The sequence below is a fragment of the Mesorhizobium sp. KACC 23794 genome, from assembly GCF_052180275.1.
In the GTDB taxonomy this organism is placed as follows: Bacteria; Pseudomonadota; Alphaproteobacteria; order Rhizobiales; family Rhizobiaceae; genus Kumtagia.
The window spans coordinates 2,129,669-2,145,674 of sequence record NZ_CP197465.1; the positions used below are offsets into that span (position 1 = coordinate 2,129,669).

Consider the following 16,006-nt stretch of genomic DNA (forward strand, 5'->3'; position numbering starts at 1 on the left):
ATCGATAGTCGGGCGTCGGGAATCTCCCACGCCCGGGGGTTCAAATCCGGGGACAAACGGCAGATTGCAAGGCCTTTTGATTTGATCAGCATCGAACAACATCATTACCGGCGAGCCTCCGAAAACACCCGCTGGAAAAGCTGGCTCGCTGGTTTCATGCTCGTGTTGTGCGCGATGGCGGCGGGCCTTTCGCCCGCCAGCGCCGAGACCCGCACGCTGAAGCTGTTCTTCATCCACACCAAGGAGAAGGCCGAGATCACCTTCAAGCGCAACGGGCGCTACGATCAGGCCGGCCTCAAGAAGATCAACATGTTCCTGCGCGACTGGCGGCGCAACGAGCCGACCAAGATGGATCCGCGCCTGCTCGACCTCGTCTGGTCGGTGTACCAGTCCGTCGGCGCGCGCGACTACATCAACGTCGTCTCCGCCTATCGCTCGCCCGCGACCAATTCGATGCTGCGCGGCCGCAGCAGGGGCGTCGCCAAGAAGAGCCAGCACATGCTCGGCAAGGCGATGGACTTCTACATTCCGGGCGTCAGCCTGAAGAAGCTGCGCGAGACCGGCATGAAGATGCAGGTCGGCGGCGTTGGCTATTATCCGCGCTCGGGCTCGCCCTTCGTCCATATGGATGTCGGCAGCGTCCGCCACTGGCCGCGCATGAGCCGCAGCGAACTGGTTGCGCTGTTCCCGAACGGCAAGACGATGCACCTGCCGAGCGACGGAAAGCCGCTGCCCGGCTTCGAGCAGGCGGTCGCCTCCTATGAGGCGCGCAAGAAGACCGGCGCGACGGCGCTGGCCCTGGCCTCCACCGGCAGCAGCAAGCCGTCGAAGGGATTGCTGGCGACGCTGTTCGGCGGCGGCGAGGACGAGGATGAAGAGGGCGCGGTTGCTGAAGAGGCGCCGGCGCCGGTGGTGAAGAAGCAGGCCGTCGCGGTCGCCAAGGCCGAGCCTGCGGCGAAGGAAGTCCCTGCGGCGAAGGAAAGCCTGCCGGGCATCCAGATCGTATCGCCTGAGGAGGCCAACCGCACCGAGCTGCCGGCCATGGCCAAACCCGAGCCGGAGCCCGCTCCGGTGGTCGAGACGCCGGAAACCATCATCGCCGCCCTGCCGGCCCGGTCGGTGCCGTTGCCGCAACTCGCGCCGCGGCCCAAGGCCGACGTCGGCGTCACCGAGGTTGCCGCGGCCACCGTCGCGGATACCGCAGCGGTCGGCTATACGTCTGCCGATATTCCGTCCAATATTCCGTTCGGCCAGGCGCAGGACGTGCCTGCCGATGTCGCGGGCATGCAGCCTGCCGCGCCGGTCGCCGAGCCGCCCGCGCAGGTGGCGCTGGGCATCCCGCTGCCGACGCCGCGGCCTGCCCATTCTGCTCCCAAGGTTGCCGAGGTGGTGGCGCCCGGTACGTCGGACGACGTGCTGATGGCGCTGGTTGCTGCCGAACGCGATCCCGCGACAGCCAGCGATGCTGCCGCGGTGCCGATGCCGGCCGGCCGGCCTGTGGACGAGGAAGAACTGGCAATGACGGCGCTGCCGTCGGCGCGTCCAGACCTGCCAGCCGTCGACAAGGCTGCGGTCGCGGCCGTCGTCAAGGCCAATGATGCGCGGGTCGCGGCTCTCGCCTCGGTCGCGGCGGGTTCGTCGCAGCCGCCCGTCACGGCTGGCGTCGACCCCGGCACGGTGGCGTCGCTCGGCGTCAGGACAACCCGCAAGACGGCGCGCGCCACCAGCGTCGACGCAAGACCCGATCGCAAGACGAAGCTGAAGGCCGCCGAGCCGCAGGCCGCAAGGTGGGTTCTCAACAAGGACTATGTGGCCGAGACGACGGCGAACACCACGACCGCGCCGTCCTTCGCCTACAATGCGGTCGTCACTGCGCCCCGCGAAGTCTACACCGCCGGCTTCCGCAAGGGCGGCGAGGGAGTTCCGAATCCCAACCGCTTCACCGGCAAGGCGGTCGAGTTCCTGTCGGTGGCGCGCTTCGAATAGCAGGGCAGGGCGTTTCGCCCCTCGGCTCCCGCAGATCGATCAGGCGCCGGCATGTCCGGCGCCTTTTTCTTGTGTCGGCTCAGCCCTTGCGAAGCGTGGACGCCTCGCGGGCCAGCGCTTCGATCGCTGCCCAGTCCTTCGCCTCGATCAAATTGTCAGGGGCGACCCAGGAGCCGCCGACGCAGATGACATTGGGCAGCGACAGATAATCCTTCACGTTCTTCTGCGAGACGCCGCCCGTCGGGCAGAAGCGGATGCCGGCGAAGGGCGAGGCCAGCGATTTCAGGAACGCTACGCCGCCGGCCTGCTCGGCCGGGAAGAATTTCAGGAAATCGATGCCGGCTTCGCGGGCGGTCATGATTTCGCCGGGCGTGATCGCGCCCGGCAGCAGCGGCACCTCGCTGTCGGCGGCGGCGGCCAGTACGCTCCCGGTGACACCGGGGCTGACGATGAATCGCGAACCGGCTTTCGCCGCCTCCTCGAACTGCGCGGCGTCGAGGATGGTGCCGGCGCCGACCACCGCCTCCGGCACTTCGGCCGCCGCACGGCGTATGCTTTCCAGCGCGCTCGCCGTGCGCAAGGTGATCTCGATCACCTTCAGCCCGCCACGCGCCAGCGCGCGGGCGAGCGGCACGGCGTTGTCCGCATCGTCGATCTTCAACACGGGAATGACGGGCTGGCCGTCGAGCAGGGACAGCAGCTTCTCGGTATTGCTTGGCATCGATGCGATCCAGTCACATGGGGGATTTCAACCGATTAGCAGAGCGGGCCGGCCAAGTCCACGAAGCGGCTCCGAATTCGGCGCACCGAGCCGTCGGCCGATCCGCGCGGGCGGCGGCAGGCATGGGGGCTGCGACGATGGAGGCGTCCGCCTTGAAAACGCGCGGTCAAAGCGATACGGCCTGCGGCCATGATCTCAAGCCAGCCGGAACAGGCTTTCCGCGTCGCCGCGCTCTACCGGTTCTGCCGGCTCGACGGCTTCGAGGCCTTGCGTGCGCCGCTGGCAGCCTTCTGCTGCGGGCGCGGCATCAAGGGCACGTTGCTGCTCGCTCATGAAGGCATCAACGGCACCGTGGCCGGACCGGAAGAAGCGATCGCTGCGCTGGTCGAAAGACTGGAAGCGATCCCGGAACTAGCCGGCCTCGACGTTAAATACAGCTTTGCGAGCGAGATGCCGTTCCATCGCATGAAGGTGCGGCTGAAGCGCGAGATCGTGACGATGGGCGTCGAGGACATCGACCCGACCGCCAGCGCCGGGACCTATGTCGAGCCCGGCGACTGGAATACGCTGATCGCCGATCCCAACACCATCGTCGTCGACACGCGCAACGATTATGAGGTGCGGCTCGGTACTTTTCAGGGCGCGGTCGATCCGCAGACAAAGAGTTTTCGCGATTTTCCCGGCTGGGCGGAAGCGCGCCGGGAGGATCTGGCCGGACGCAAGGTCGCGATGTTCTGCACCGGCGGCATCCGTTGCGAAAAGGCGACGGCCTATGTGAAGTCGCTGGGCATCGATGACGTTTTTCATCTGAAAGGCGGCATCCTCAAATACCTCGAGGAAGTGCCGGCCGAGCAGAGCTTGTGGAAGGGCGAGTGTTTCGTGTTCGACGAGCGCGTCTCGGTCACGCACGGCCTGGCGGAAGGCGAGGCGGAGTTCTGCCGCGCCTGCCGCATGCCGCTGACGCCCGCGGAACGCCTGTCGCCTCACTATGTGGCTGGTATTTCCTGTCATCATTGCCATGACCGGCGCACAGACGCGGACCGCGCCCGCTATGCCGAACGCCAGCGCCAGGTGGAGCGCGCCGAGACATTGGGGTTGCCGCTGCCGATCGGCAACTGAGCGCGGAAGCCGCAGGGAGCCGGCAGGTCATTGCAATGTCGTCATCGTCTGCCTAATTCTGACGGACCTGTGTTCATCCCGCGCAAGCCGGGACCAGCAAGCGGAGGCCTCGATGTTCGATCCCAAGAAACTGCTCGACGACCTGCTCGGCTCCAATGTGCCCGGCACGGGCGGCACCGTGCGCGACGGCGCCGGCAAGGCGGTGCAGATGGCGAAGGACAACCCGCTGGCGGCCGGCGCGCTGGTGGCCGTGCTGCTCGGCACCGGCACCGGACGCTCGGTCACCGGCTCGGCTGCCAAGCTGGGCGGGCTGGCGGCGATCGGCGGCCTTGCCTATCACGCCTACAAGAACTGGCAGGCCGGCAAGGAGCCCGCCGAGACCGCCGAGGCCCAGCCGCAAATGCTGCCGCCGCCCGCCGACACCGGCTTCCATCCGGACAATGCGCCGCAGGGCGACACCGAGTTCGCGCTGACGCTGATCCGCGCCATGATCGCGGCCGCCAAGGCCGACGGCCACATCGATGACGAGGAGCGCAAGAAGATTTCCGACAAGCTCAGCCTCGCCGGCATCGGCGGCGACGCGGAAAAATTCCTGATGGCCGAACTGGACGCGCCGCTCGATCTCGACGCGCTTGCCGCCGCGGCGAAGACGGAAGAGCAGAAAGTGGAGCTCTACGCCGCCTCGCGTCTGGCAATCGATCCGGACTCGCGCGCCGAGCGCGGCTATCTCGACCTGCTCGCCGGCCGCCTCGGCCTGCCGGACGCGCTGATCGACCATGTCGAGGCGACGGTGACGGCCGCCAAGGCCTCGGTTCCGGCCGAGCCGGCCGGCCAGCCCGGCGGCCCTTGGGCGGCGCCTGCCAGCCCCGAACCCGCCTCCACGACGAATCCGAACGTCAATCCGCGCTGGTAGTGCATCGGATGTTCGAGCGGAACGCTACAGTCTCGGGCTGACGGGAACCACGCGCTCCAGCGCGCGCAAAATCGTGCCGTCACGGTCGGCTTCGAGATCGCCTTCGAGAAATCTCAGCCGCCCGGCGATCAGCAGGTTCGCCAGGCCGTGCACCAGCGACCATGCGGTCAGGATGTCGGCGCGGCCCTCGACGTTATCGAGGGCGTTGTCGCCGCGCAGGTCTGCCACATCCTTGACCAGCACCATGAACGCCTCGAACGACGGCCTTGAAAAATCCTCGCATGAAAAATCGGCCCGGCGCGAGCCGAACATCAACTCGAACAGGGCCGGGTTATCGAGCGCGAATTCGATGTAGCCTTGGCCCGAGGCGATGAACTGCGACCTCGGATCCTGCGCCGACCTCTCCTGCCTTGCCTTCATCGTCGCGTAGAATCGCTGGGCGGCCACGACGGCGAGCGCCGTCAGCAGGTCGCCGGTATCGCGGAAATGATGCGCGGGGGCAGCATGCGAGACGCCGGCGCGTTTCGCCACGCCGCGCAGCGTGAAACCTTCAATGCCCTTTTCGATCAGTTCCTGCTCGGCAGCGGCCAGCAGCGCCGTGCGCAGGTCGCCATGGTGATAGGCCGTTTTCGGCCGCGGGCCGGTGTCTTCCGTCATCGATCATTTTCCACCATCGCCATGTGACTTCCTAGCACCCGTCATTGCGGTGCTCAATCTGGACGTTGTAAAAATAAAATTGACATCGTAAAGATCGCCTGTAATCATCTTGTCGTCGTCAAGATATCGGTGAGGAGGCCGCATGACGCCGGACGTGCTGTTCCAGATTGCCAACTCCACAGCGCTGGTCGGATGGGCGGTACTGCTCGGCAGTCCGTTCTTTCCGCGAGCGGCGGACAGGGTCGCTGGCGTCGCCATCCCGCTGCTGCTTTCGGTCGCCTATGCCGGCCTGATCCTCGCCTTCTGGGCGAGCGGGGAGGGCGGTTTCGAAAGCCTCGACACGGTGGCGAAGCTGTTCCAGACGCGCGAGCTTCTGCTCGCCGGCTGGATCCACTACCTCGCCTTCGACCTGTTCGTCGGCGCGTGGATCGTCCGCACAGCCCGGCTGGACAGGGTTCCATTCCTGCTGGTCGCGCCTTGCCTCGCCCTGACCTTCCTGTTCGGACCCGCCGGCCTCCTGACCTTTTCCGCCATCCGCGTCGCAAGGGCAGGGCACGCCGCGATCGCCTGAACCGCCACGAGGAGCTTTCTCATGTCCGCGATCCAGATCGCCCCGCATTCTGTCCCCGACCTCCGGCTGCGCCCCTTCTTCGCCTCGCTGCGCAACGCCGAACCGCGCTTTTATGGAACGACGATCCTGCTGCTGTTCGCCCTTGCTGCCACCGTCTTCGCCTCGTCGGTCGACCAGCGGACTTTTCTCGGCGTCGACGTCTGGATGAAGCCGCAGAAGTTCGAGGCGGCGCTGGTCGTCTACCTGTTCACCCTGGCCTTCTTCGCGCGCTTCCTGCCGGCGGGGACGGGCGAACGCCGCTGGTACCGCGTTTACAGTTTCGTCGTGGTGGTAGCGATCGTCGCCGAGATGGTCTGGATCGGCGGCGCCGCGTTTCTGGGAACCGCTTCGCATTTCAACCGGGGACCGGTCGGCGGCAGCTTCTATTCGCTCATGGGTGTCGGCGCGGTGATCCTGACCACGCCGCCGACCGTCTACGCCTGGCTGGTCGCCCGCAATCCCGCCACCGGCCTTTCACCCGTCGTCCGCGAGGCGCTGGTCGTCGGCCTTGCGCTGACGTTGCCGCTGACACTGATGACCGCCGGCACCATGGCCAGCATGGCGGGCCACGCGGTCGGTGGCTCCGGCCTGGACAGCGGTGGGTTTCCGCTGATGGGCTGGGTGCGCGACGGCGGCGACCTGCGCGTGGCGCATTTCTTCGCCACCCATTCGCTGCACGTCATTCCGCTCTTCGGCCTGCTGTCGCTGGCGCTGTTCGGTCCGCTCAACCGCTGGCCGGCGCGGTTTTTCGCCGTCCTGTTCGTCGGCTTCGTGATGTGGACCTTCGTCGAGGCATTGAACGGCCGGCCGTTCCTGCCCATGATCGGCTGAGGCGCCTGGATGCAAAAACCACCTTAATCTTTCGTTAACCCTTTAAGCGCATGATTCCCAACAGTCGGATCCGCTTTTCTCCTCCCAAGCGCGGTTCAGATCAGGGCGGTCGAGAATGACCGCCCTTTTTGTCGAGCGGCTTGCCTGATCGCGCATGATCTGCAATGCCTCGCGTCCGGCATGGAGGAGATATCATGAGTTCAAGCAAGACAGCGGTGGTCACGGGCGCGGGCACCGGCATCGGCAAGGCGACGGCGACAGCGCTGCTGCGCAACGGCTGGAACACGGTTTTCGTCGGTCGGCGGCAGGCGCTGCTCGACGAGGCGGTGGCTGCGGCCGGCGCTACGAAGGCACGGGCGCTTGCCGTACCCTGCGACATCTCGCGGGAGGACGATGTCGAAACCCTGTTCAAGACGATCACCGACACGTTCGGCCGCGTCGACCTGCTCTTCAACAATGCCGGCATGAGCTACAAGTCGACGCCGATCGACGAGATACCGGTATCGGTGTGGACCGACATGGTCGGCGTCAACCTGACGGGTTCGTTCCTGTGCGCCCGCGCCGCCTTCGGCGCGATGCGCCGGCAGGACCCGATGGGCGGGCGCATCATCAACAACGGCTCCATCTCGGCCTACGCTCCGCGTCCGGGTTCGGTGCCCTACACGGCGACCAAGCACGCCATCACCGGCCTCACCAAGACGCTGGCGCTGGACGGGCGGCGCTTCGACATCGCCTGCGGCCAGATCGACATCGGCAACGCGCTGACCGACATGGCCCACGCCATGACCGTCGGCGTGCCGCAGGCCAACGGCACCATGGCCGTCGAAGCAGTCATGGACGTGCAGCGCGTCGCGGATGCGGTGCTGCACATGGCCAGCCTGCCGCTCGACGCCAACGTGCTGTTCATGACCGTGATGGCGACGAAGATGCCGTTCGTCGGACGCGGCTAGGTTTGGCCGCTCGCGTCACTCCGCTGGTTCAGGCTGATTCCGTCTCGCTTCCCGCAAGCTGCGCGCCGGGAATATAAAGCATGACCGGCCGGATCTCGTAGACCGCGGTCGGGTTGACGCGCTTCAGGTCGCGCGCGATTTCGATCGCGGCGTCGCGGTCTTCGGCTTCGACCATGTAAAGGCCGAGCAGTTGTTCCTTGGTCTCGGCGAAGGGGCCGTCGATGACCACGCCGGCGCCGGGGCCGCGCAGTGTGCAGGCGTCCCTTGTCGACACGAGCCTCGCGGCAGGGCCGAATGTGCCCTGGTCGACATAGCGCGTGTGGATGGCGAGCAGTTCGTCCATCAGCGCGCTGTCCTCATCCGGTGTCATCGCGTCGATGGCGTCCTCGACATGATAGGCAAGCATTGCATAGAGCATCGGTTCCCTCTCCTAGTTGGTCGGACGGCTGTTTTGGAGCGCGGAACAGAGCCGGTTCCGGGTGTTTCCGCAAGCTTTTCGCAGTTTTCTCCTGACATCGGCCAGGCGCGACGTGCCGTCGAGCCTGCTCCGGTCAGGCAGGGTTATCGCATAGGAGAAACGACGACTGAGTCCAGCGCGTTGTACCCCCACCCTTGACCCCTCCCCACAAGGGTGAGGGGATCTTGCGGCCGCTGTGCTGCACAAGACCGTCACGACTGCCACCCAGCGGAGATGCGAGCCAGTTCCCCTCCCCCTTGTGGGGACGGGTTAGGGGTGGGGGTCGCTTCATATGCGATTGTCTTGGCCGGCGAGCGGCGGAACCTTGCATGTGAAAAATATCTGACTAAAGTCAGGTAATGCAAAAAGACCGGATCGACCAAATCCGCAGCTTCAACCGGCTGGTGTCGCAGCGCATCGGCGCGCTCGATGAAAGCTATCTGGCGCGCGGCCGGCCGCTCGGCGAGGCGCGGCTGATCTTCGAGACGGGGCCGGGCGAGGGCAGGGATGTGCGCTTCCTGCGCCGCCGGCTCGGCCTCGACGCTGGTTACCTCAGCCGTTTGCTACGCTCGCTGGAAAGCCAGCAACTGGTCGACGTCGGCAAGGCGGATGGCGACGGCCGTGTGCGCCAGGCGCGGTTGACGGAGAAGGGGCGCGCGGAATTCGCTGCCTACGACGCGCTGTCGGACGAGCTTGCCACGGCGATGCTGGCGCCGCTCGACGAAGTGCAGCGCCAACGGCTGGTGGCGGCGATGGCGGAGGTCGAGCGCCTGCTGCGCATCGCGGCGATCGAGATTGCCATAGAGCCGCCGGACGGCGACGAGGCGCGGTTCTGCCTTGGCGAATATTTCGCCGAGCTGGCACGGCGCTTCGAGGAAGGTTTCGACCTGGAACTCGGCAACGCCGCCGAGGCGTCGGAGATGACGCCGCCAAAGGGCTGGTTCGTCATGGCGCGCATCGACGGCGAACCCGCCGGCTGCGGTGTGCTGAAGACGCTGGAGGACGGCGTCGGCGAGATCAAGCGCGTCTGGGTGGCGCCTTCGGCGCGCGGGCTGGGCGTCGCCTCACGGCTGATGGAAAAGCTCGAAGCAATCGCGCTGGAGGCGGGGCTGTCGACCGTGCGGCTCGACACCAACCGGGCGCTGTCGGAGGCGCAGGCGATGTACCGAAAGCTCGGCTACCACGAGATCGCACGCTACAACGACAATGTTTACGCCAACCACTGGTTCGAGAAGCGGATGTAGCCTGTCACAGCGCGGCCATCCCCTGCACGGCCGAAATCACCGCCAGCAGGCCGAGCAGCGCCAGCACCCATTTGCGGAACACGGCTGGGTCGGCGCCTTTGAAACCCCTTGAGCCTACCCAGACGCCGATCAGCAGCGGCGGCAAAAACATCAGGGCGCGGAAAACGCTGTCCCACGTCACCAGCCCCTCATGCGCCAGCATGGGCAGGGCCATCATGTCGGTGCCGAGGAAATAGGCGATGATGGAGGCGCGGCCGGCGATGTTGCCGGCCGGCGAGGCGAAGTAGAACAGGATCACTGGTGGGCCGCCGGTGCTGAAGGCACCGTTGAGCACGCCCGACACCGCGCCTGTCGTCACGGATGCGGCGGTGCCTGGCATGGTCTTCATGGCAAAGCCGCGCCACAGCAGGACCGTGAAGATCAGCACCACCGCGCCGAGCGCCACCTGCATGGGCGCGGCCGGCACGTTGGCGAGGAACCATACGCCGAACGGCGTTCCCACCAGGCAGCCGATCAGCAGCGGCAGGATCGAGCGCCAGTGCACGTCCTTCCAGATACCCGGCAGCAAATGGATGCTGGCGGCGATCTCCAGCATGAAGATCGAGGGGACCACTTGAGCAGTCGGCAGCACCAGCGAAAGCGCCGTGACGGTCAGCAGCGAGAAGCCGAATCCCGAATAACCCCGCACGATTGCGGCGAGGAAAACGCACACGACCGAGAAGATGATGATGCCTGGAGACATGCGGCCACTATGGCGCGCCTTCATGCGGCCGTGCGGTCCAGATCGCCACCAGTTCTCGTACCAGGTTTCCCCGCAAACCGGGCAGTCTGGTTGGGGACCGAGTCAGCCATCCACCAATCGTCGCAGCCGCGAGACGACCTGTTGACCGCCGACATCAGGCTGACGTAACCCTTTGCCAGTCTGATTTGCATCCGCCCGGTCGACCCGAGGCACGATTGCCGAAGGGTGCGGCCGCGCTATTTGAGGCGGCGGTCCCCAGCCGGCCACGACAATAGGAGACTTGAGAATGGGCGTTCAGGACATCGTCGAGCGGCTGCGGCCTCGCGTCGAAAAGGGCGGGTTCGAAAATTCGGTGAAATTCGACCTCGGCAGCGACGGCATCATCGTCGTCGACCGCGCCACCATCTCGACGACCGATGCGCCGACCGACTGCACCATCTCGCTGTCGCTGGACAATCTTGAATCGCTGATGTCGGGCGACCTCAGCCCGACCATGGCCTTCATGACCGGCAAGATCAAGGTCACCGGCGACATGACTGTCGCCATGGCCCTGAGCCAGCTTCTGTAGGAAAAATCCTCGAAAAAGCCCGCCGCCAAATCCTGGCGGCGGGCTTCTTGTTGGGCGTTTCGCCAGTCTCGGTCGGGGCTCAGGCCGCCCGCGCCAGCCTGTGCACGGTCTTCGCCTTGCGGCCGGTCGCCTTCAGCACGCCGTTCGCGCCATCCAGCGCGCCGTCGGCCAGTTCCAGCGCCAGGAAGCGATGCCGCTCGTAGGGGCCGGGCATGGCAAGCCGGCCGGTCTTCTCCGCCGAAAAGCCGAAGCGCTCGTAATAGGTTGCGTCACCCACCAGCAGGATCGCGCGATGCCCCAGCCGCGTCGCCTCTGCGACCGCATGGTGCATCAGCGCCGAGCCGATGCCGGCGGATTTCACCGACGGATCGACGGCGAGCGGGCCGAGGAGGAGCATCCCCCTGCCGCCATTCTGGAAGCCGACGTCCCACAACCTGACAGTGCCGACGACGCGCCCATCCGCGCCGCGCGCCACCAAAGCCAGCCCTTCGGCCGGCCGGCGGCCGCGCCGCAGCTTCTCCGACGACTTGCGCTTGCGCCCCGGCCCCATGGCGCGGTCGAGCAGCGCCTCGCGGGCCGCTTCGTCGGAGGCGGTCTCGGCGAGGATGGTGTAGTCCAGGGTATCGATTTCGAATGCGTTCATTTCAAAAAATCCTTCACCCGCAGAGGTCTGTTCCACAAGCGAACCCGTCGCCGGCCTGCGCATGGCCCCGAAACCACTTCGGTTTCGGAAAGGGCCATGCGCCACTAAGGCCGCCGGCGGCCGGGAAGTGATCCGAGGGGCTAAAAGCCCGTCAGATCACGTAGGATCGGAGAGGCTCGAAGCCGTTGAAGGCGACCGCCGAGTAGGTGGTCGTGTAGGCGCCGGTGCCCTCGATCAGCACCTCGTCGCCGATGGTCAGCGACAGCGGCAGCGGATAGGGCGTCTTCTCGTACATCACGTCGGCCGAATCGCAGGTCGGGCCGGCGAGCACGCAAGGCGCCTTCTGGTCGGCGTCGCGCGCCGTCACGATCGGGTAGCGGATCGCCTCGTCCATCGTCTCGGCGAGACCGCCGAACTTGCCGATGTCGAGATAGACCCAGCGCACATTGTCGTTGTCGGCCTTCTTGGAGATCAGCACGACTTCCGACTTGATGACGCCGGCATTGCCGACCATGCCGCGGCCCGGCTCGATGATGGTCTCGGGGAGGTCGTTGCCGAAATGCTTGCGCAGCGCCGAGAAGATCGCCTGGCCGTAGGCCTGCGCCACCGGCACGTCCTTCAGGTAACGGGTCGGGAAGCCACCACCCATATTGACCATCTTCAGCACGATGCCTTCCTCGGCCAGCGTCGAAAACACCTTCTTGGCGTCGCCCAGCGCGCGGTCCCAAGCCGTCAGGTCGCACTGCTGCGAACCGACATGGAACGACACGCCATAGGCGTCCAGCCCGAGCGACTTGGCATGGCGCAGCACGTCGACCGCCATCGCCGGCACGCAGCCGAATTTGCGCGACAGCGGCCACTCGGCGCCCTCGCCATCGGTCAGCACGCGGCAGAACACGCGGCTGCCGGGGGCGACGCGGGAAACCTTCTCGACTTCCTCGACGCAGTCGACCGCGAACAGCCGGATGCCCAGCGAATGGGCGCGCGCAATATCGCGCTCCTTCTTGATGGTGTTGCCGAAGGAGATGCGGTCGGCGGGCGCGCCCGCGTCCATGGCCATCTCGACTTCGGCAACCGACGCGGTGTCGAAGGACGAGCCCATCGCAGCAAGCAGGCGCAGGATCTCCGGCGCCGGGTTTGCCTTCACCGCGTAATAGATCTTGCTGTCCGGCAGCGCCTTCTCGAAGGCGCGGAAATTGTCGCGGACCACGTCGAGGTCGACGACCAGGCAAGGGCCGGCCGGACGTCGGGTGGCGAGGAAGTCGAGGATGCGCTGGGTGGCCATCGATATGCTCCAATCGCGCTTTCGAGGCGCGCAACAAGGCTGCGGAACGCGGGCGCTCGGCCTCGCGAACTCGCTATGGACAAAGGCGGGACGGAAAATCCATGGAACCAGCCGGTGGAGACCCCGGAACCATGAAACACCGTCTCGCGGCGATGGACTTTTGACCTGCCCGGCCAGAAATCCGCTTTGTCTGCCTTGGCTTGGAGGGGGAACCCATCCGCACTGCCGGCAATGAAGGTGTGCCTCTTCAGTAACCCCGGTTTTTGGACAACCGGAAGAGAACCAGAAAGGCCCGCACCGTCGTTGCTTCAAGGTGTCCTCGGGTCGGCGGTTGGCCGCTGAACCGACTGGAGGGGTTAGCTCCAGTTACCTTACCGAGTTCCCTCGCCATTCGAGGGACCGGCGGACACCCACAGGCACGTGCGACTTTGGGCAAGCGCGATATAGGAATCTTGGCTGTCACAATCAACGAAAAAATGCATCCCGCTTGCAATTCTTCGTCCGTCGAACAATTCTGGCGAAAACACGCGCCAACGGTGAACGATGCCGGGAACCCGGGACAGTTTCAACGCCTTCCTCGACCTGCCGCAAGTGCCTGTCACCAATGCGGAATCCGGCATTCTCGCCGGGTTGCGGCTGGGCGTTAAGGACATATTCGACGTCGAAGGCTATCGCACCGGCTGCGGCAACCCCGAAAAGTTCGCGGAAGCCGCGCCCGCCGTGAGGAGCGCCTCCTGCGTCAAGGTGCTGCTCGATTCGGGCGCCCGCTTCGCCGGCAAGACGGTGACCGACGAACTGGTCTTCTCGCTGATGGGCCAGAACGTCCACTTCCCCTTTCCGGTCAACCCGAAGGCGCCCGACCGCGTCACCGGCGGCTCGTCCTGCGGATCGGCGGCAGCGGTGGCCGGCGGGCTGGCCGACATCGCGCTCGGTTCCGATACCGGCGGCTCGGTGCGCGCGCCGGCAAGCTTTTGCGGGCTGATCGGCCTGCGCACCACGCAGGGCCGCATCCCGATCGACGGCGCCATGCCGCTTGCCTCCTCGCTCGACACGGTGGGCTGGTTCGCCGCCGACATCGAGGTCTACGAGGCGGTCGGAAAAATCCTGCTCGGCCGCGACGCCTTTCGCGGCCTGCTCACCCGCGCCGTCACCCTGGACACGATGGAAACCTATGTCGCCGGACCGGACGAGGCTGCGGAATATACGCGCATGAAAGGTTTTGTCGGCCTGCCCTTCACCTCGCGCGAAACCTTGCCCTTCACGTCCTCGCCCGACGAGCTCTATTCCTGCTTCCGCAACATCCAGGCTTTCGAGGCGTGGGCCGAGCATGGCGCGTGGCTGGAAGCGCATGCAGACGCGGTGGGCGCCGGCACGCTTGAGCGTTTCCGCTATGGCAAGGGCATCGACGCACAGACCGTCCATGCCGAGCGCGTGCGGCGGCTCGCCTTCCGCGCCGAGATGCTGGAGCTTTTGACGGACGGCGCGGTTCTGGTCCTGCCCACCGTGCCTGGCGCCGCGCCGCTGAAAGATGCGGCACCTGAAGACCTCCAATCCTACCGCGAGCGGGCGCTGCATCTTCTCTGCCTCGCCGGCCTCTCCGGCTGCCCGCAGATCACCCTGCCCGTCGGCACCGTCCGCGGCGCCCCCTTCGGCCTCTCCATCGTCGGCCCACCCGACAGCGACGTCGCGCTGATCCGGCTGGGACGGAAGATTCTGGCGGGTGCGGGTCTGTGATGTTCAAGCACTCGCCTTGTGGTTGTGGCACTCCGTCCAACACCCCTCATCCGACCTCGCTTCGCGAGGCCACCTTCTCCCACAAGGGGAGAAGGTGGAGCACTGCCGCTTCGCCTCTGCAAATCTCTGACGTTGGCAATTGCCATTGCCGCCAACGCGAAACTCCCCCTTCTCCCCTTGTGGGAGAAGGTGGCCGAGCGCAGCGAGGTCGGATGAGGGGTGTTGGACGGAGTGCGACGATGGCGGGAAAATCGCCAACGGCCGAATCTCATCCGGAGCCCTGAATGGACACGCTCACGCGCATGCGCGCCTTCATCGACGTCGTGGAGGCCGAGGGTTTCTCCGCCGCCGCGCGAAAGATCGGCCGGTCAAAAGCGCTGCTCTCCAAATATGTCCGCGAGCTGGAGGACGAGCTCGGCGCGCTGCTGCTCAACCGCACCACCCGCCAGTTCTCGCTGACCGAGGCCGGCCACACCTATTATCGCCGCGCCTCCGAGATCGTGCGCGAGGTCGACAGCCTGGCCGACGCGGTGCGCGAATCCTCCGGCGATGTACGCGGCCGCATAAAACTGTCGGCGCCGCGTACCTTCGCCGATGCGCCGATCGGCCAGGCGCTGATCGATTTCGCCCGCGACCATCCCGAGATCGTGCTGGAAATCCAGCTCGACGACCGTTTCGTCGATCTTGTCGAGGAAGGGTTCGACCTCGCAATCCGCATCACCCGGCTGGAAAGTTCTTCCCTCATCGCCCGGCGCCTGTCGCCTTTTTCGGTCAGGGTCTGCGCCTCGCCGGAGGTCATCGACAAATACGGCCTTCCCATGCGCCCGCAGGACCTCGCCAACAAGCCCTGCGTCATCGACACCAACGGCCGCTGGCTGTCCAACTGGCCTTTCGTCGGCGAGGACGGCGAGACGACAACCGTGTCGGTCACCGGCCGCATTGAGGTCAACAGCCCAATGGCAGCGCGCGCCGCGGCCGTTTCCGGCCTCGGTTGGGCCATCCTGCCCGACTTCATAGCCCAGCCCGACATCGACGCCGGCCGCCTGGTGCCGGTTCTCGACGACCGCGTGCCGCGCGGCGGCGGCATTTTCGCCGTCTATCCCCACCGCCGCTACCTGCCGGCGAAAGTCCGCGTTTTCGTGGATTTCCTTGTCCAGTGGTTCCGGAAGAACGGCGCGGGGTGACCTCAGCCGGAACAATTACGTCCACGATTGCGACCTCAAAGCCATCCGAATGGCGGCGGCTGTGCGCCCGACGGCAAGGCTGCAGGCCGTAACCCCTTGGACCTGTTACTTTCAGTTAACGAAAAAGTACTTCTCCAAAGTCCGCGGATGCTCTACCCCTTGTGCCTGCGGGACGATTTGGGCCGAAACGTATCGGGCGGGAAACCTTGGAACGGCGGTAACATATGCCGCTGGGACGAGGGTGTCGTTCCGGGGCGATCGAGCCAGTCATAATCCTTGAGCACATCGAGACTTGAACCGGACCGGGATACCGATCCGGCATCGCAATGGATTGCCGCGCGAATCGAACGGCCGGGATGGCC

16 protein-coding genes are annotated in these 16,006 nt (G+C 65.9%); 10 read left to right on the forward strand and 6 right to left on the reverse strand.

Annotated features, from left to right (window positions below):
* Positions 1-156 precede the first annotated feature (156 nt).
* A complete protein-coding gene (locus ACSBOB_RS10425) occupies positions 157-1,986 on the forward strand; it encodes a DUF882 domain-containing protein (RefSeq protein WP_442582327.1) in 1,830 nt (609 codons plus the stop codon).
* 79 nt (positions 1,987-2,065) lie between these two features.
* Here ACSBOB_RS10425 and ACSBOB_RS10430 read toward each other — a convergent pair whose 3' ends face one another.
* On the reverse strand, positions 2,066-2,707 hold the full coding sequence (locus ACSBOB_RS10430) for a 2-dehydro-3-deoxy-phosphogluconate aldolase (protein WP_442582328.1): 642 nt from the start codon (positions 2,705-2,707) through the stop codon (positions 2,066-2,068).
* A 189-nt stretch (positions 2,708-2,896) separates the two neighbouring features.
* On the opposite strand from ACSBOB_RS10430, the gene trhO reads away from it, so the two are divergent.
* Together trhO and ACSBOB_RS10440 are read left to right on the forward strand one after the other, a co-directional pair.
* Positions 2,897-3,826: an oxygen-dependent tRNA uridine(34) hydroxylase TrhO gene (gene trhO, locus ACSBOB_RS10435; protein ID WP_442582329.1), complete on the forward strand. Its 930-nt coding sequence runs from the start codon at positions 2,897-2,899 to the stop codon at positions 3,824-3,826.
* Between the two features lie 112 nt (positions 3,827-3,938).
* The gene (locus ACSBOB_RS10440; RefSeq protein ID WP_442582330.1) at positions 3,939-4,739 is read left to right on the forward strand and encodes a tellurite resistance TerB family protein; all 801 of its coding nucleotides are present in this window, start codon (positions 3,939-3,941) and stop codon (positions 4,737-4,739) included.
* Positions 4,740-4,763: 24 nt separating this feature from the next.
* Here ACSBOB_RS10440 and ACSBOB_RS10445 read toward each other — a convergent pair whose 3' ends face one another.
* Positions 4,764-5,396 carry a TetR/AcrR family transcriptional regulator gene (locus tag ACSBOB_RS10445; RefSeq protein WP_442582331.1) on the reverse strand — a complete coding sequence of 211 codons (633 nt, stop codon included), beginning with the start codon at positions 5,394-5,396 and terminating at the stop codon, positions 4,764-4,766.
* 142 nt (positions 5,397-5,538) lie between these two features.
* On the opposite strand from ACSBOB_RS10445, the gene ACSBOB_RS10450 reads away from it, so the two are divergent.
* From ACSBOB_RS10450 to ACSBOB_RS10460, 3 genes are all read left to right on the forward strand, one after another.
* Positions 5,539-5,967 (forward strand): ABA4-like family protein, encoded by a 429-nt coding sequence (locus tag ACSBOB_RS10450; protein ID WP_442582332.1) that lies wholly within the window; start codon positions 5,539-5,541, stop codon positions 5,965-5,967.
* Positions 5,968-5,988: 21 nt separating this feature from the next.
* Entirely contained in the window at positions 5,989-6,837 is an 849-nt protein-coding gene (locus ACSBOB_RS10455) for a hypothetical protein (RefSeq protein WP_442582333.1), read from the forward strand.
* A gap of 194 nt (positions 6,838-7,031) precedes the next feature.
* Positions 7,032-7,787 (forward strand): SDR family oxidoreductase, encoded by a 756-nt coding sequence (locus ACSBOB_RS10460; protein WP_442582334.1) that lies wholly within the window; start codon positions 7,032-7,034, stop codon positions 7,785-7,787.
* A gap of 28 nt (positions 7,788-7,815) precedes the next feature.
* Here ACSBOB_RS10460 and ACSBOB_RS10465 read toward each other — a convergent pair whose 3' ends face one another.
* Complete coding sequence (locus ACSBOB_RS10465) at positions 7,816-8,205, reverse strand: YciI family protein (RefSeq protein ID WP_442582335.1); 390 nt, start codon at positions 8,203-8,205, stop codon at positions 7,816-7,818.
* Positions 8,206-8,603: 398 nt separating this feature from the next.
* On the opposite strand from ACSBOB_RS10465, the gene ACSBOB_RS10470 reads away from it, so the two are divergent.
* The gene (locus ACSBOB_RS10470; protein ID WP_442582336.1) at positions 8,604-9,488 is read left to right on the forward strand and encodes a GNAT family N-acetyltransferase; all 885 of its coding nucleotides are present in this window, start codon (positions 8,604-8,606) and stop codon (positions 9,486-9,488) included.
* Between the two features lie 4 nt (positions 9,489-9,492).
* Here the strand turns inward: ACSBOB_RS10470 and ACSBOB_RS10475 are convergent, their stop codons facing one another.
* Complete coding sequence (locus tag ACSBOB_RS10475) at positions 9,493-10,254, reverse strand: sulfite exporter TauE/SafE family protein (RefSeq protein WP_442582337.1); 762 nt, start codon at positions 10,252-10,254, stop codon at positions 9,493-9,495.
* A 262-nt stretch (positions 10,255-10,516) separates the two neighbouring features.
* On the opposite strand from ACSBOB_RS10475, the gene ACSBOB_RS10480 reads away from it, so the two are divergent.
* Positions 10,517-10,798 (forward strand): SCP2 sterol-binding domain-containing protein, encoded by a 282-nt coding sequence (locus ACSBOB_RS10480; RefSeq protein ID WP_442582338.1) that lies wholly within the window; start codon positions 10,517-10,519, stop codon positions 10,796-10,798.
* A 79-nt stretch (positions 10,799-10,877) separates the two neighbouring features.
* Here ACSBOB_RS10480 and ACSBOB_RS10485 read toward each other — a convergent pair whose 3' ends face one another.
* Positions 10,878-11,441, reverse strand: coding sequence for a GNAT family N-acetyltransferase (locus ACSBOB_RS10485; protein WP_442582339.1), 564 nt, complete (start codon positions 11,439-11,441; stop codon positions 10,878-10,880).
* 151 nt (positions 11,442-11,592) lie between these two features.
* Positions 11,593-12,726: an ornithine/lysine decarboxylase gene (odc2, locus tag ACSBOB_RS10490; RefSeq protein WP_442582340.1), complete on the reverse strand. Its 1,134-nt coding sequence runs from the start codon at positions 12,724-12,726 to the stop codon at positions 11,593-11,595.
* A 543-nt stretch (positions 12,727-13,269) separates the two neighbouring features.
* Here odc2 and ACSBOB_RS10495 point away from each other — a divergent pair.
* Together ACSBOB_RS10495 and ACSBOB_RS10500 are read left to right on the forward strand one after the other, a co-directional pair.
* Positions 13,270-14,460 carry an amidase gene (locus ACSBOB_RS10495; RefSeq protein WP_442582341.1) on the forward strand — a complete coding sequence of 397 codons (1,191 nt, stop codon included), beginning with the start codon at positions 13,270-13,272 and terminating at the stop codon, positions 14,458-14,460.
* Positions 14,461-14,744: 284 nt separating this feature from the next.
* Complete coding sequence (locus ACSBOB_RS10500; RefSeq protein ID WP_442582342.1) at positions 14,745-15,644, forward strand: LysR family transcriptional regulator; 900 nt, start codon at positions 14,745-14,747, stop codon at positions 15,642-15,644.
* Positions 15,645-16,006: the final 362 nt, after the last annotated feature.

Coding starts and splice junctions, on each gene's coding strand:
- ACSBOB_RS10475 (WP_442582337.1), bottom strand. CDS start 10,254: ATGAAGGCGCGCCATAGTGGCCGCATGTCTCCAGGCATCATCATCTTC.
- ACSBOB_RS10425 (WP_442582327.1), top strand. CDS start 157: ATGCTCGTGTTGTGCGCGATGGCGGCGGGCCTTTCGCCCGCCAGCGCC.
- odc2 (WP_442582340.1), bottom strand. CDS start 12,726: ATGGCCACCCAGCGCATCCTCGACTTCCTCGCCACCCGACGTCCGGCC.
- ACSBOB_RS10465 (WP_442582335.1), bottom strand. CDS start 8,205: ATGCTCTATGCAATGCTTGCCTATCATGTCGAGGACGCCATCGACGCG.
- ACSBOB_RS10470 (WP_442582336.1), top strand. CDS start 8,604: ATGCAAAAAGACCGGATCGACCAAATCCGCAGCTTCAACCGGCTGGTG.
- ACSBOB_RS10450 (WP_442582332.1), top strand. CDS start 5,539: ATGACGCCGGACGTGCTGTTCCAGATTGCCAACTCCACAGCGCTGGTC.
- ACSBOB_RS10455 (WP_442582333.1), top strand. CDS start 5,989: ATGTCCGCGATCCAGATCGCCCCGCATTCTGTCCCCGACCTCCGGCTG.
- ACSBOB_RS10495 (WP_442582341.1), top strand. CDS start 13,270: ATGCCGGGAACCCGGGACAGTTTCAACGCCTTCCTCGACCTGCCGCAA.
- ACSBOB_RS10460 (WP_442582334.1), top strand. CDS start 7,032: ATGAGTTCAAGCAAGACAGCGGTGGTCACGGGCGCGGGCACCGGCATC.
- trhO (WP_442582329.1), top strand. CDS start 2,897: ATGATCTCAAGCCAGCCGGAACAGGCTTTCCGCGTCGCCGCGCTCTAC.
- ACSBOB_RS10430 (WP_442582328.1), bottom strand. CDS start 2,707: ATGCCAAGCAATACCGAGAAGCTGCTGTCCCTGCTCGACGGCCAGCCC.
- ACSBOB_RS10485 (WP_442582339.1), bottom strand. CDS start 11,441: ATGAACGCATTCGAAATCGATACCCTGGACTACACCATCCTCGCCGAG.
- ACSBOB_RS10480 (WP_442582338.1), top strand. CDS start 10,517: ATGGGCGTTCAGGACATCGTCGAGCGGCTGCGGCCTCGCGTCGAAAAG.
- ACSBOB_RS10500 (WP_442582342.1), top strand. CDS start 14,745: ATGGACACGCTCACGCGCATGCGCGCCTTCATCGACGTCGTGGAGGCC.
- ACSBOB_RS10445 (WP_442582331.1), bottom strand. CDS start 5,396: ATGACGGAAGACACCGGCCCGCGGCCGAAAACGGCCTATCACCATGGC.
- ACSBOB_RS10440 (WP_442582330.1), top strand. CDS start 3,939: ATGTTCGATCCCAAGAAACTGCTCGACGACCTGCTCGGCTCCAATGTG.